This window comes from Stenotrophomonas sp. 63632_Sma (genome assembly GCF_056482875.1).
In genome coordinates this window covers 1,869,550-1,882,889 of sequence record NZ_CM151220.1, presented here as the reverse complement: position 1 = coordinate 1,882,889, position 13,340 = coordinate 1,869,550, and the positions used below count along the sequence as shown (strand labels likewise).

At 67.2% G+C, this 13,340-nt stretch carries 12 protein-coding genes; 5 read left to right on the top strand and 7 right to left on the bottom strand.

The features are described 5' to 3' along the window. Positions 1-41 precede the first annotated feature (41 nt). Both ACZK45_RS08775 and ACZK45_RS08770 read right to left on the bottom strand, forming a co-directional pair. Positions 42-1,925 carry an ATP-binding cassette domain-containing protein gene (locus ACZK45_RS08775; RefSeq protein ID WP_180836829.1) on the bottom strand — a complete coding sequence of 628 codons (1,884 nt, stop codon included), beginning with the start codon at positions 1,923-1,925 and terminating at the stop codon, positions 42-44. 256 nt (positions 1,926-2,181) lie between these two features. Next, a complete protein-coding gene (locus tag ACZK45_RS08770) occupies positions 2,182-3,057 on the bottom strand; it encodes a LysR family transcriptional regulator (RefSeq protein WP_125895769.1) in 876 nt (291 codons plus the stop codon). A gap of 102 nt (positions 3,058-3,159) precedes the next feature. On the opposite strand from ACZK45_RS08770, the gene ACZK45_RS08765 reads away from it, so the two are divergent. Together ACZK45_RS08765 and dbpA are read left to right on the top strand one after the other, a co-directional pair. Further along, the gene (locus ACZK45_RS08765) at positions 3,160-4,239 is read left to right on the top strand and encodes a YeiH family protein (RefSeq protein ID WP_478445696.1); all 1,080 of its coding nucleotides are present in this window, start codon (positions 3,160-3,162) and stop codon (positions 4,237-4,239) included. A gap of 154 nt (positions 4,240-4,393) precedes the next feature. Further along, on the top strand, positions 4,394-5,770 hold the full coding sequence (gene dbpA, locus ACZK45_RS08760; protein ID WP_049461879.1) for an ATP-dependent RNA helicase DbpA: 1,377 nt from the start codon (positions 4,394-4,396) through the stop codon (positions 5,768-5,770). A gap of 142 nt (positions 5,771-5,912) precedes the next feature. Here dbpA and ACZK45_RS08755 read toward each other — a convergent pair whose 3' ends face one another. The 4 genes from ACZK45_RS08755 to ACZK45_RS08740 all read right to left on the bottom strand — a co-directional run bounded on the left by ACZK45_RS08755 (position 5,913) and on the right by ACZK45_RS08740 (position 9,751). Further along, the gene (locus ACZK45_RS08755) at positions 5,913-6,449 is read right to left on the bottom strand and encodes an adenine phosphoribosyltransferase (protein ID WP_032969786.1); all 537 of its coding nucleotides are present in this window, start codon (positions 6,447-6,449) and stop codon (positions 5,913-5,915) included. Between the two features lie 617 nt (positions 6,450-7,066). Continuing rightward, positions 7,067-8,632 carry a protein adenylyltransferase SelO gene (locus ACZK45_RS08750; protein ID WP_478445695.1) on the bottom strand — a complete coding sequence of 522 codons (1,566 nt, stop codon included), beginning with the start codon at positions 8,630-8,632 and terminating at the stop codon, positions 7,067-7,069. Positions 8,633-8,664: 32 nt separating this feature from the next. Beyond that, a complete protein-coding gene (locus ACZK45_RS08745; RefSeq protein WP_010484523.1) occupies positions 8,665-9,354 on the bottom strand; it encodes a glutathione S-transferase family protein in 690 nt (229 codons plus the stop codon). A gap of 187 nt (positions 9,355-9,541) precedes the next feature. Then, entirely contained in the window at positions 9,542-9,751 is a 210-nt protein-coding gene (locus ACZK45_RS08740; protein WP_004153307.1) for a cold-shock protein, read from the bottom strand. Positions 9,752-10,052: 301 nt separating this feature from the next. Here ACZK45_RS08740 and ACZK45_RS08735 point away from each other — a divergent pair, with 301 nt between their 5' ends. Then, on the top strand, positions 10,053-10,541 hold the full coding sequence (locus ACZK45_RS08735; protein ID WP_010484520.1) for a YaiI/YqxD family protein: 489 nt from the start codon (positions 10,053-10,055) through the stop codon (positions 10,539-10,541). Between the two features lie 6 nt (positions 10,542-10,547). On the opposite strand, the gene ACZK45_RS08730 is transcribed toward ACZK45_RS08735, so the two are convergent. Beyond that, on the bottom strand, positions 10,548-11,426 hold the full coding sequence (locus ACZK45_RS08730; RefSeq protein ID WP_478445694.1) for a pseudouridine synthase: 879 nt from the start codon (positions 11,424-11,426) through the stop codon (positions 10,548-10,550). Positions 11,427-11,550: 124 nt separating this feature from the next. Between ACZK45_RS08730 and ACZK45_RS08725 the strand changes: the two genes are divergently transcribed. Beyond that, positions 11,551-12,099, top strand: a complete 549-nt coding sequence (locus tag ACZK45_RS08725) for a YaeQ family protein (protein WP_049400101.1) — start codon at positions 11,551-11,553, stop codon at positions 12,097-12,099. After that, on the top strand, positions 12,096-13,280 hold the full coding sequence (locus ACZK45_RS08720; RefSeq protein ID WP_121503055.1) for a BaiN/RdsA family NAD(P)/FAD-dependent oxidoreductase: 1,185 nt from the start codon (positions 12,096-12,098) through the stop codon (positions 13,278-13,280). The genes ACZK45_RS08725 and ACZK45_RS08720 overlap by 4 nt, the downstream gene beginning before the upstream one ends. Positions 13,281-13,340 lie beyond the last annotated feature (60 nt).

The following is a 13,340-nucleotide window of genomic DNA, read 5'->3' as shown; positions in this document are numbered from 1 at the left end:
GGATCTACTGAGTTCACCGGCAGCGCCGGCGGACGCTCAGCTCAGCCTTCCAGCTCTTCCCAGCGCGCGTACGCGGCATCCAGCTCGGCCTGCACCTTGGCCAGCTGCTGGGTGTGCGCCGCCACTTCAGCGCTGCTGCGGGTGTAAAACGACGGGTCGTTCATCGCCGAGGTCAGCCCTTCTACGTCGCCTTCCAGCTTCTCGATGGTCTTCGGCAGCTGCTCCAGCTCGCGTGCTTCCTTGTAGGCCAGCTTGCGCTTGGGCGCGGCCGGCGTAGCGGCCGCTGCAGCAGGTGCAGCTGCGGCTGGCTTGGCGGCAGCCACCACCGCCGGCGCGGCGGCAATGCTGCTGGCGTACCGCTGCCAGTCGCTGTAGCCACCCACGTACTCACCGATCACGCCGTCGCCTTCCATCACCAGCGTGGAGGTCACCACGTTGTCAATGAAGTCACGGTCGTGGCTGACCAGCAGCAGCGTGCCGGTGTACTCGCCCAGCAGCTCTTCCAGCAGCTCCAGGGTTTCCACGTCGAGGTCGTTGGTCGGTTCGTCCATTACCAGCAGGTTGGACGGCTGCGCGAACAGCTTGGCCAGCAGCAGGCGGTTGCGCTCGCCACCGGACAGGCGGGTGATCGGCGCACGCGCACGTTCCGGGGTGAACATGAAGTCCTGCAGGTAGGCATGCACATGCTTGCGCTTGCCGTTGAACTCGAGGAAATCGCGGCCTTCGGCCACGTTCTCGATCGCGCTCCAGTCTTCGCGCAGCACCGCGCGGTACTGGTCGAAATAGGCGATCTGCAGATTGGTGCCCGCGTTGACCTCGCCCTTGGCCGGCTGCAGTTCGCCCAGCAGCAGCTTCAGCAGCGTGGTCTTGCCGCTGCCGTTGGGGCCGATCAGGCCGATGCGGTCGCCACGCAGGATGGTGGTGGTGAAATCGCGGACCATGGTGCGCTCGCCGAAGGCGAACGAAATGTCCTTGACGTCGATGACCTTCTTGCCGGAGCTGACGCCTTGGGCAGCTTCCATCTTGACGTTGCCACTGAGGTCGCGGCGCTGCGAGCGTTCGGTGCGCATCGCCTTCAGGCGGCGCACGCGGCCTTCGTCGCGGGTACGACGGGCCTTGATGCCTTGGCGGATCCAGACTTCTTCCTGCGCCAGCAGCTTGTCGAAACGGGCGTTTTCCTGCGCCTGCGCGTTGAGGCGTTCCTCGCGGCGGCGCTCGTAGTTGGCCCAGTCGCCCGGCCAGCTGGTGACCTGGCCGCGGTCGATCTCGACGATGCGGGTGGCCAGTGCACGCAGGAAGCGACGGTCGTGGGTGACGAACACCACGCTGCCGCTCCAGCCCTTCAGGAACGCTTCGAGCCAGTCGATGGCTTCGATGTCCAGGTGGTTGGTCGGTTCGTCCAGCAGCAGCACGTCGGGGCTGGACACCAGCGCGCGGGCCAGCAGCACGCGGCGCTTCATGCCACCGGACAAGCGGCCGAACTCGGCCTCGCCATCCAGGTCGAGCTTGGTCAGGGTTTCGCTGACGCGCTGGTCCAGGCCCCAGCCGTTGGCGGCGTCGATCTTGGCCTGCACGTTGCCGAGCGCTTCGCCATCGAACACCTCGGCATGGCTGAGGTGGTGGAATTCGGCCAGCCACTGGCCCAGTTCGCCGAGGCCATCGGCGACGACGTCGAACACCGAGCCGGCGGCGCCATGCGGCACTTCCTGCTCCAGGCGGGTGACGCGCACGCCCTGCTGCACGCGGACTTCGCCATCATCAGGCTTGTGGTCGCCGGACAGCAGCTTGAGCAGGGTGGATTTGCCGGCGCCGTTGCGGCCGATCAGGGCGATGCGTTCGCCCGGCTCGATCGACAGTTCGGCCTTTTCCAGCAACAACGGGCCGCCGACGCTGAAGTCGACGTTCTGTAGGGTAATCAGAGGCATCCGGCCATTGTACCGGTTGGGGGCGTCGGCCGGGCTGCACCCGGCACCCGCGGTAGTGCCGGCCGCTGGCCGGCAACCTCAACGGCAACGTCAAAAGCGGGTTTCCTGCGGGATGGCGAAGTGGATCCCGCGATCTGTCGGAACGGCATTCTGCTCTGGTGGGTGTCGACCCTGGTCGACACAGTAGATCCACGCCATGCGTGGATGAGCACTACAAGAAGTGTCGATGGATGGAATCAACTGGGGTTCTGATGGATTACCCCACCTCCCCCAGCAACGCCTGCAGCCCCGGCAGCCACTGCTTGCCGGGATGCCGTACCAGCCACAGGGTGCGCTGCAGGGCGGGCAACGGGGTCTCAAGCACGCGCAGGCGGCCGAGGGCCAGCGGCTCTTCCAGCGCATGACGCGAGAGACAGGCCAGACCGAGCCCGGCGATGGCGGCCTGCTTGATCGCTTCGGTATTGCCCAGCTGCAGGGTCTGCGCGAAACCGCGCAGGTGCGGCAACAAGGCCTGCTCCACCGCTTCGCGGGTACCCGAGCCCGGTTCGCGCAGCAGCCAGCGTGCGCGGCGCAGTTCGTCCAGCGACCAGCGCGCGGGGGCATCGGTGGCGGCGACGATCACCAGCGGGTCCTGCTGCCAGGCGGTGACCTGCAGGCCGCGCTCGTGGCACGGGCCTTCGATCAGGCCGGCGTCCACATCCAGGCGCTGCACGGCAGCAACCACGCCGGCACTGTTGTCGATGCGCAGGTCGACCTCGGCCTGTGGCGCCTGGCGCAGCAGATCGGCGATGCGTGGGGGCAGCAGGTAATTGCCGATGGTGGTGCTGGCGGCCAGCACCAGCCGCAGTGGCGCGCCCTGCGACGGGTCACCGCCGGCGGCGAGCTGGCGCTCGAGGTCGGCGGCGTTGACCAGCAGCGTGCGCGCGGGTTCCAACAGGGCGCGGCCGTGGCCATTCAGCGCCAGGCGGCGGCCGATGCGGTCGAACAGGGGCGTGCCGAAGTGCGCTTCCAGCTCCTGCAGGGCGGCGCTGCTGGCCGACTGCGAAAGCGCAATGGCCTGGCCGGCAGCAGTGGTGCTGCCATGGTCGGCGATGGCGACGAAGACCTGCAGCTGGCGCAAGGTCAGGCGCATGCTATTTACCCGTTTGATAGGTAGGTTTCACCCATATTATTCGTTTTACAGGTCAGAGACTCAGGCGCACGCTTGCCACGTCACCCCAGCCCTGCCCCTGTCATGAACGCCCCCGCTCTCTCCCCCTGGTCCCTGCCCGCCCTGCGCCAACGCTGGCAGCCGCGTCTGCCCGGCCTTCTGCTGGTGGGCCTGATCGCGGCGGCGTCGCTGTACCTGGCCAAGCTTCCCTGGTTGCAGGCGCATGGCCTGAGTGCACTGACCGTCGCCATCGTCGCCGGCATCGTGGTCGGCAACACCCTCTACCCGCGGCTCGCGCCAAGCAGCGCGGCCGGCGTCGGTTTCTCCAAGCATTGGCTGCTACGCGCCGGCATCGTGCTGTACGGCCTGCGCCTGACCTTCCAGGACATCGGCCATGTCGGCGTCAGCGGCGTGCTGATGGACGTGCTGGTGGTGGCCAGCACCTTCGGACTGGCCTGCTGGCTGGGCATGCGCGTGTTCAAGATGGAACGCGAGGCGGCGATGCTGATCGGTGCCGGCAGCGCGATCTGCGGCGCGGCAGCGGTGATGGCCGCCGAACCGGTGGTGCGTGGCCGTGCTGCGCAGGTCACGGTAGCGGTGTCGACAGTGGTGGTGTTCGGCACGCTGGCGATGTTCCTGTATCCCGCCCTGTATGCGCTGGTGCAGTCGCACGGCTGGCTGGCAATGGACGCGCGCCAGTACGGTCTGTTCACCGGCGCGACGGTGCATGAAGTGGCACAGGTAGTCGCCGCTGGCCGCGCGGTCAACGAAGCGGCGGCTGACACGGCGGTGATCACCAAGATGGTGCGGGTGATGCTGCTGGCACCGTTCCTGGTGGCGCTGTCGCTGTGGCTGGCGCGTGGCGGCAAGGCCAGCGCCGATGGCAGCAAGGCGCGCATTGTGGTGCCGTGGTTCGCTTTTGGTTTCGTGGCGGTGGCCGGGTTCAACTCGCTGCATCTGCTGCCGGCCGGCCTTCAGGCGGGGCTGGTGCAGCTGGATACCGTGCTGCTGGCGATGGCGATGGCCGCGCTGGGCCTGACCACCCACGTCTCGGCGCTGCGCCAGGCCGGCCTGAAGCCGCTGCTGCTGGCACTGATCCTGTTCGCCTGGCTGCTGTTCGGGGGCCTGGCGATCCACCAGGGCGTGCTGGCGGTGCTTGGCTGAGCAGGAGCGTGCCGACCAAGGTCGGCACCCACCAGTAGATCCACGCCATGCGTGGATGGCGGCTCCAATTGGGGGTCAGAGCCCTTTCCTGCGGAAAGGGATCCGACCCCACCCCATTAGGCGGGAGCGGCCGCGCGGACGGGTACAATGCGCCATGACTGACTTCTCGACCCTGCCGCTGAGCCCGGCCCTGCAGCCCGGCCTGGATGCCCTCGGCTACACCACCCTTACCCCCGTGCAGGCGCAGAGCCTGCCGGCCATCCTGGATGGCCGCGATGTGATCGCACAGGCGCCGACCGGCAGCGGCAAGACCGCCGCCTTCGGCCTCGGCCTGCTGCAGGCCATCGACCCCAGCCTGATCCGCGTGCAGGCGCTGGTGCTGTGCCCGACCCGCGAATTGGCCGACCAGGTCGGCAAGCAGATCCGCAAGCTGGCCACCGGCATCCCCAACCTGAAGCTGCTGCTGCTGGTCGGCGGTGTGCCGCTGGGCCCGCAGCTGGCGTCGCTGGAAGGCCACGACCCGCACGTGGTGGTCGGCACTCCTGGCCGTGTGCAGGAGCTTGCACGCAAGCGCGCGCTGAATCTTGGCGCGGTGCGCACGCTGGTGCTGGACGAAGCCGACCGCATGCTCGACATGGGCTTCGAGGAGCCGATCCGCGAGATCGCCGGCCGCACCCACAAGGATCGCCAGAGCCTGCTGTTCTCGGCCACCTTCCCCGACAGCATCCGCACCATGGCGCGTGACCTGCTGCGCGACGCGGTGGAAGTGACCGTGGAGGGTGCCGACCAGGCACCGGCCATCCGCCATCTGTTCTGCGAGGTGGAACCGGCGCACCGCCAGAAGGCGCTGGCTGGCCTGCTGCTGAAGTACACGCCGGAATCGGCGGTGGTGTTCTGCAACACCCGCAAGGACGTGGACGAAGTGGCCAACTCGCTGCAGCAGTTCGGCTTCTCCGCACTGGCCCTGCACGGCGACATGGAGCAGCGCGACCGCGAGGAAGTGTTGTTGCTGCTGGCCAACCGCAGCTGCAACGTACTGGTGGCCAGCGATGTGGCCGCACGCGGCCTGGACGTGGAAGAGCTGGCGGCGGTAATCAACTACGAGCTGCCGACCGACGTGGAGAGCTACCAGCACCGCGTGGGCCGTACTGGCCGTGCTGGTGCCAGCGGCCTGGCGATCAGCCTGGTGGCCGGCCGCGAGAAGACCCGTGCCGAAGCCATCGAAGCGCAGATGGGTCAGCCACTGGACTGGCAGAAGACGCCGCTGGCGACTTCGCGCCCGGCCGAGCTGCCGCAGGCCGCGATGCGCACGCTGCGTATCGACGGTGGCAAGACCGACAAGCTGCGCCCGGGCGATATCCTCGGTGCACTGACCGGCGACGCCGGCCTGTCGAGCAAGTTCATCGGCAAGATCGCGATCTTCCCAACCCGCTCCTATGTGGCGATCGCGCGTGAGCAGGCCAACAAGGCCGTGGCCAAGCTGGAAGCCGGCAAGATCAAGGGCCGACGTTTCCGCGTGCGGATGATGTAACCGGGTGACCTGTAGAGTCGAGCCATGCTCGACTCTGTGGGAACAGCGAACGGCAACAGCGCTGCCACCCAAGGTTGGCAACTACCGGCTCCAGGCCATTCGCTCTGGTAGATGCCAACCTTGGTTGGCACCCACCCTTCGATCAGAACACCAGTTCGGTGTGCAGCGGCAGGTCCGCTTCCCAGCGGGCGCGGCCGCCGAGACCGTCCAGTTCGACCAGCACGCCGGCACCGACCACGTCAACGCCCAGGCGGCGCACCAGCGACAACGCGGCGACCAGCGTGCCACCCGTAGCCAGCACGTCGTCGATGATTGCCACGCGGGCACCGGCCGGCAGCGCATCGGCGTGCACTTCGATGCAGTCGCTGCGGTATTCCAGCGTGTATTCCTCGCGCAGCACCTGGCCCGGCAGCTTGCCCGGCTTGCGCACCGGCACGAAGCCGACGCCCAGTTCCAGCGCCATCGCGGCGCCGAGGATGAAGCCGCGCGATTCGATGCCGACCACCGCGTCCAGCTTCTGGTCGCGCCAGCGGTCGGCCATCGCGGTGATGGCACCGCGGAAGTCCTCGCCGTGGGCGAGCAGCGGCATGATGTCCTTGAACAGGATGCCGGGCTTGGGGAAGTCGGCGATGTCGCGCAGGCGGGAGGCCCACTGCGGAGCGACGATGGCGTCGGTCATGTCACGTTGGCTATCTGATGGCGGCATAGGGTACCTGTTCCGGGCGCCGCCTGCCTGTTGGGGGGTGTCTGCCGGGCTGCGCCCGGCACCTGCAGAAGCCACAGCAACATCAAGATCAACGTCAAGAGCGGCATTCCGTGGGATGGCGGGGCGGGTCCGGTTGCGGGAGACGCCGTAAACCCGTCCATGAAGTGACCCCCGGGGCTTGGCCGCGGCATCCATGCCGCGGACACTCCCGCAACCGGACCCACCCCGCCTTCGACAGATTTCTGCGATCTGTCGGGCATTGCTTTCTGTAGATCCACGCCATGCGTGGATGGATCTCTATCGAAATCGAATGTTTCGAGAATTGAACGAAGAGCATCCACGCATGGCGTGGATCTACCGTGTCGACCAAGGTCGACACCTACCCACAGCAGCGGGAATCTGTCGGAGGCGGGGCGGTGTGGGGCTGCAGGACCGTTGGCGCCATGGATGGCGCCATCGAGCCCCCATGGACGGGTTTACGGCGTGTCCTGCAGCCCCACACCGCCCCGCCAGACCACGGAATCCGCTTTTGCTCTGGCTGTTGCCCTGGCCTCTGCGGGTGCAGGGCGCAGCCCTGCCGAAACCCACCCTCAGGAACTGCAGGACAGCATCGAGCAGCCGGCGCGGTTGTCGGCCCACGCCGGGCGCTTGCCGGCGAAATGCTCCAGCCCGGCACGCTCGGTGTACGGATCACGCAGTACGTCCTGCAACGCATGAACACCGCCGAGGTCGCCCTGTTCGGCGCGGTCGATGGCTTCCTGCGCCAACCAGTTGCGCAGCACATACAGCGGATTGGCCGCGGCCATCTTCGCCGTGCGTTCGCTGGCCGACAACGGATCGGCCTGCAACCGTGCCGCGTAGTCCTGCAGCCACTGCTGCAACGGTGCCTGCACCGCCTGCTGGCGCGCCTCGTCGTAGTACACCGCGTCCAGCAGCGCCGCATCCGCTGCCGTCGGATCGAGGCGCATCAGCGCGCGCCAGGCCAGGGTCATGTCCATGGCACCGTCCTGCATCAACTGCTGCCAGCGCAGGTAGAGCTGCAGGTCGTCATCGTCGGCAGCGGCCAGGCCCAGCTTGGCTGCGGCATCGCGACGGGTGCAGGCCACGAAGGTGGACTGGTAGGCCGCCAGACCGGCCTGCAGCGGCGCCACATCGGCGAACAACGGCGACAATGCCTGCGCCAATCGGCTCAGGTTCCAGTACGCCACCTGCGGCTGGGTACCGAAACGATAACGCCTGCCCTGTGCGTCGGTGGTGTTCGGCGTCCAGTCCGGATCGAAATCCTCGACCCAGCCGTAAGGGCCGTAATCAAGTGTGAGGCCGAGCACGGACAGGTTGTCGGTGTTCATCACGCCATGCACGAAACCCACGCGCATCCAGTGCGCGATCATCTCGGCGGTTCGCACCGCGATCTGCGCGAACCAGTCGCCATACAGCGCCTCGCCCTGCCCTTGCAGTCCGGGGAAGTCGCGGGCGATGCAGGCATCCACCAGCTGCTGCAGCAGGGCGGTTTCACCGCGCGAGGCCGGCAGTTCGAACGAACCAAAGCGCAGGAACGACGGCGATACCCGGCACACGATGGCACCCGGCTCCGCGCGCGGGTGGCCGTCGTAGAACATGTCGCGCACCACGTCGTCACCGGTGCCGACCAGCGACAACGCGCGCGTGGTCGGCACCCCCAGATGGTGCATCGCTTCGCTGCACAGGAATTCGCGGATCGATGAGCGCAGCACTGCGCGGCCATCGGCGCCGCGCGAATACGGCGTCGGTCCGGCACCCTTCAGCTGCAGTTCCCAGTGACGGCCATCGGGTGCGACCAGTTCGCCCAGCGAGATCGCGCGGCCGTCGCCGAGCTGGCCCGCCCAATGGCCGAACTGATGGCCACCGTAGTTGGCGGCCCATGGCTGCATGCCTGCATACAGTGCGTTGCCACCGAATACACGCGCGAAACCTTCGCTCTCGACCTCAGCGGTATCGAAGCCGAGCATCGCGGCGACGTCCGGCGCCCAGGCCAGCAGCGTGGGCGCCGTCACCGGGGTCGGCATCACCGGCGACCAGGCCGCGCCCAGCACTTCGCGGCGGCGCGGGCCGGATTCGGGGTCGCCCGGCAGGGTATGCAGCAGGCGGTTGTCGAAACGGGGGCTGTCGGTATCCATGGTGCTGAAGATGGGGGCGACGGCCGCCCGCCTCAATTGCCGCTGAGCGCCTGCAGGTGGCCGCCGTGGGCCTCGGCACGCTGGTAGGCCGGGCGCTCACCGATACGCTTGAGGAAGCCACGCAGTGCCGGCTTGTCGTCGAGGCCACCACCGCGCGCGGCAGCGGCCTGGATCGGGAAGCTCATCTGGATGTCGGCCGCACTGAAGCGCTCACCGGCAAACCACGGGCTTTCGGCCAGGCGGCGCTCCATCCAGTCCAGGTGCAGGCGCCGCTGCGGGCCGATGAAGCCGCGCTCGGCCTTGTCGGCAATGCTGCGTGCGATCGGGCGGGCGAAGAACGGCATCGGCGCGTTGCGGATGCGGCCCATCACCAGGGTCAGCAGCAGCGGCGGCATCGCCGAGCCTTCGGCGTAGTGCAGCCAGTAGCGGTAGGCGATGCGCTCGGCGCCATCGGCCGGCATCGGTGACGGCGACAGCTGGCGTTGGGTGTCATAGCGATCCGCGAGGTAGTCGAGGATCGCGCCGGACTCGGCCAGTACCAGCTCGCCATCCTGCAGCACCGGCGACTTGCCCAGCGGATGCACGTTACGCAGTTCCGGCGGTGCCAGCAGCGTCTTCGGATCGCGGGGATAACGGCGCAGTTCGTAGTCCAGCCCCAGCTCCTCCAGCATCCACAGCACGCGCAGGGAACGGGAGTTTTCCAGATGGTGGACGATGCGCATGGGGGGTGATCCTTGGGGAGGCCCACATCGTACCGCGCGCAGTGCATGCCCTTTGTAGAGTCGAGCCATGCTCGACTGGCTTTGAGAACAGTCGAGCGTGGCTCGACTCTACAAAAAACGGCGGGCAATAAAAAACGCCGGAAGCTTTCGCTTCCGGCGTTCTGGCTACCAAACGGTAGCAGACGGATTAGACCGCCTGCACCTGGTCAGCCTGCATACCCTTCTGACCCTGGACGGCGATGAAGGTAACCTTCTGGCCTTCCTGCAGGGTCTTGAAGCCGGTGCCCTGGATGGCACGGAAGTGCACAAACAGGTCCGGGCCGCTTTCCGGGGTGATGAAGCCGAAGCCCTTGGCGTCGTTGAACCACTTGACGGTGCCGGTCTGACGATCAGACATTTGACTAACTCCTGAAACACATGTTGAAAAAATCGCAGCCACCGGGTATCGGGGCCGAGACTGAGTTGCAGGCGTTGGTAAAGCGGATCGATGAGCGGATCGTGAGATCAACTGCACCAGGCCACGATTCACGGTGACCCTAGCAAACACAGTGGGACGAACGATACGCGTGTTTTCTGCAAAAAGCGATAGCCCGGACGTTCATGGGCAGACCCCGCCCGCTAGACGTGACAAGGGCTGGCAGCCGATCGAGGCTAACTCCGAGTCCCCATTCAGGATTTTCCTACCCTACACTGGGTAAATGACTGAAGCTGAAACCCAAGCTGAACCCGCTCTCCCACGCATATGGGTAGACGCGGACGCCTGCCCCACCGTCATTCGCGACATCCTGTTCCGTGCCGCTGAACGCGTTGGGATCGAGCTGACCCTGGTTGCCAACCAGTGGATCCGGACCCCGCCCTCACGCTGGCTGCGCTCGATCCAGGTCCCCCAGGGCCTGGACGTGGCCGACAGCGCCATCGTCGAACGGGTCGCCGCTGGCGACCTGGTGGTCACCCAGGATATCCCGCTGGCCGCACTGGTGCTGGAAAAGAAGGCGGTGGCGCTGAACCCACGCGGCCAGCTGTACACGCCGAACAACATGGCCGAGCGGCTGTCGATGCGCAATTTCATGGAAGAGCTGCGCGGCGCCGGGGTGCAGACCGGGGGCCCACCGCCGCTGGGCCCGCGCGACCGGCAGCTGTTCGCCGCCGAGCTGGACCGCTGGCTTGCGCGGCGCCCGGTTCGCTGAACGGCCCTACCCGCTCTGGCCCGGCAGGCACAGGCGACGCTGACTGCTGAACCGCCTGGGCTCCCCACTCAATGGATCGTCGAAGGCCAGCCCCTGCGCCAGCAGCTGCAGGGGTGACTCGACCGTTTCATCCGGGCGCGGCCTCAGCTGCGGATACAGGTCATCGCCCTCGATGGGGGCGCCCAGCATCGCCATATGCACGCGCAGCTGGTGCTTGCGGCCGGTTTCCGGCCGCAACCGGTAGCGCCAGACCGGCCCCTCGGCCTCGATCAGCTCGATCCGGCTGCGGGCATTGGGCTCGCCCGGCACTTCGGCCATGCGGAAGAACGGCTCCCCCGGCACCAGACGACTGTCCCGCTGCAGCGGAAACTCCAGCCCAGGCAGCGCCGGTGCCAGCGCCTCGTAGGTCTTCCCGATGCGCCGCTCGCGGAACAGCCGCTGGTAGGCATCACGCGTGGCTGCCTGGGTGGAAAACAGTACCAGGCCGGCGGTCAGCCGGTCCAAGCGGTGCAGCGGCACCAGCTCGGTGTTGCCGGTGCGGACGACCAGGCGCGAGAGCAGGGTTTCGCGTACATACCCACCGGCCGGCGTCACCGGCAGGAAGTGCGGTTTGTCGGCCACCAGCAGGTGCGCATCCAGATGCAGGATGGTCTCGGCGAAGGGAATCACCGGCTCGTCGGCCACCTCGCGGAAGTACTGGATTTCCAGCCCCACCTGCCAAGGCATGTCCGGCGCCAGTGCCCTGCCCTGCGCATCCTGCACGCGGCCTCGGGCGAAGCGGTCCTGCCATTGCGCACGGTCGATGCGCGGGAAACGCACGCACAGGCCATCGAGCAGGCTGGACCAGTGGCCGGGCGGCAGCTGCAGGCGGCTGGGCAAGGTCATGGCGTCCACTCCGGCCACGGGAAAGAGCGCAAGAGTGCCACCGTTGACGCTGCGCAGACAGACCGGCAACGGACACCCCTGGAGCAAACCTCTATCATTGTCGTCTTTAGTCCACGGACCCCCCATGGCCCTCACCGCCACCATCCGCAAGGCCGAACTGCAGATCAGCGACATGGATCGCGGCTACTACGCGACCCACAACCTGACCCTGGCCCAGCATCCGTCCGAGACCGACGATCGCCTGATGGTGCGCCTGCTCGCCTTCGCGCTGAACGCCGGCGACCGCCTGGAATTCGGCCGCGGCCTGAGCACCGATGACGAGCCGGATCTGTGGGAACACGACTACACCGGCGACATCCTGCAGTGGATCGACCTGGGCCATCCGGACGAATCGCGTATCCGCAAGGCCAGCAATCGCAGCCGCCAGGTGCAGGTGATCAACTACGGCGGCAACGCCTCGGAGATCTGGTGGGGCAAGCAGAGCAAGGGCCTGGCACGCTTCGACAATCTCTCGGTGGTTGATCTGGACGGTGAATTCGTCGAGCGCTGGGGCCAGCAGATCCAGCGCGCCATGCGCTGGAGCGTGCTGATCCAGGACGGTGAAGTGCAGCTGCTCAACGACCAGATCCAGCTCGACGTGATCCCGAACTGGCGCAAGCGCGCCAAGGCATGAGCACGATCCGTTGCGACGTGGTTGTCATCGGCGCCGGTGCGGCCGGGCTGATGACCGCGATCACGGCTGGCCAGCGCGGCCGCCAGGTGCAGGTGATCGACCATGCCAACAAGGTCGGCAAGAAGATCCTGATGTCCGGCGGTGGCCGCTGCAACTTCACCAACACCGGCACCACCCCGGCCAACTTCCTGTCGGCCAACCCGCACTTCTGCAAGTCGGCACTGGCGCGCTACACGCCCTGGCACTTCATCGAGCTGGTCAGCAAGCACGGCATCGCGTATCACGAAAAAGAGCTGGGCCAGTTGTTCTGCGATGTCTCGTCCAAGCAGATCGTGAAGATGCTGGTGGACGAATGCCAGGCGGCAGGCGTGCAGGTGCGTACCGACTGCAGCGTGCAGCGCATCGAGCATGGCAGCGATGGATTCCGCGTGCACACCACGCAGGGCCTGTTCCATTGCGCCTCGCTGGTGGTGGCCACCGGCGGCCTCTCCATTCCCAGCATGGGCGCCAGCGGCTTCGGCTATGAAGTGGCCCGACAGTTCGGCCACCAGGTGCTGCCGACCCGCGCCGGGCTGGTGCCGCTGACGCTCAGCGGCAAGCACCAGGAACGGCTGGCCGACCTCAGCGGCGTCGCTCTGCCCATCGAGGCGCGCTGCAACGGAAAGAGCTTCCAGAATTTCATGCTGCTGACCCATCGCGGCGTGAGTGGCCCGGCGATCCTGCAGATCTCCTCGTTCTGGCAACCCGGCGACGCGCTGGAGCTGGACCTGCTGCCCGGCCAGGATGCCGGCGAGTGGTTGCGCCAGATGAAGCGCGAACGTCCTGCCGCCGAGCTGCGCACGGTGCTGGGCGAGGTACTGCCGAAGCGGCTGGCACAGCGGTTGTGCGAACACTGGCTGCCCGACCGGCCCGTGCGCCAGCTGGACGAGCCGGTGCTGCGCCAGGCCGCACAGCTGCTGGGCGCGTTCCCGCTGGTGGCCAGTGGCACCGAGGGCTACCGCACCGCCGAGGTCACCCTGGGCGGCGTGGATACTGCCGAGGTCTCGTCCTCGACGATGGAATCCAAGCGCGTACCCGGCCTGCATTTCGTCGGCGAGGTGCTGGATGTGACCGGCTGGCTGGGCGGCTACAACTTCCAGTGGGCCTGGGCCAGCGGCCACGCAGCCGGTGGCGTGGTGTGAACCACATCGCCGTTCGATGCGTGCAAGGGGTGCGCGCATGGACGGTTCGCCGCGCATCGT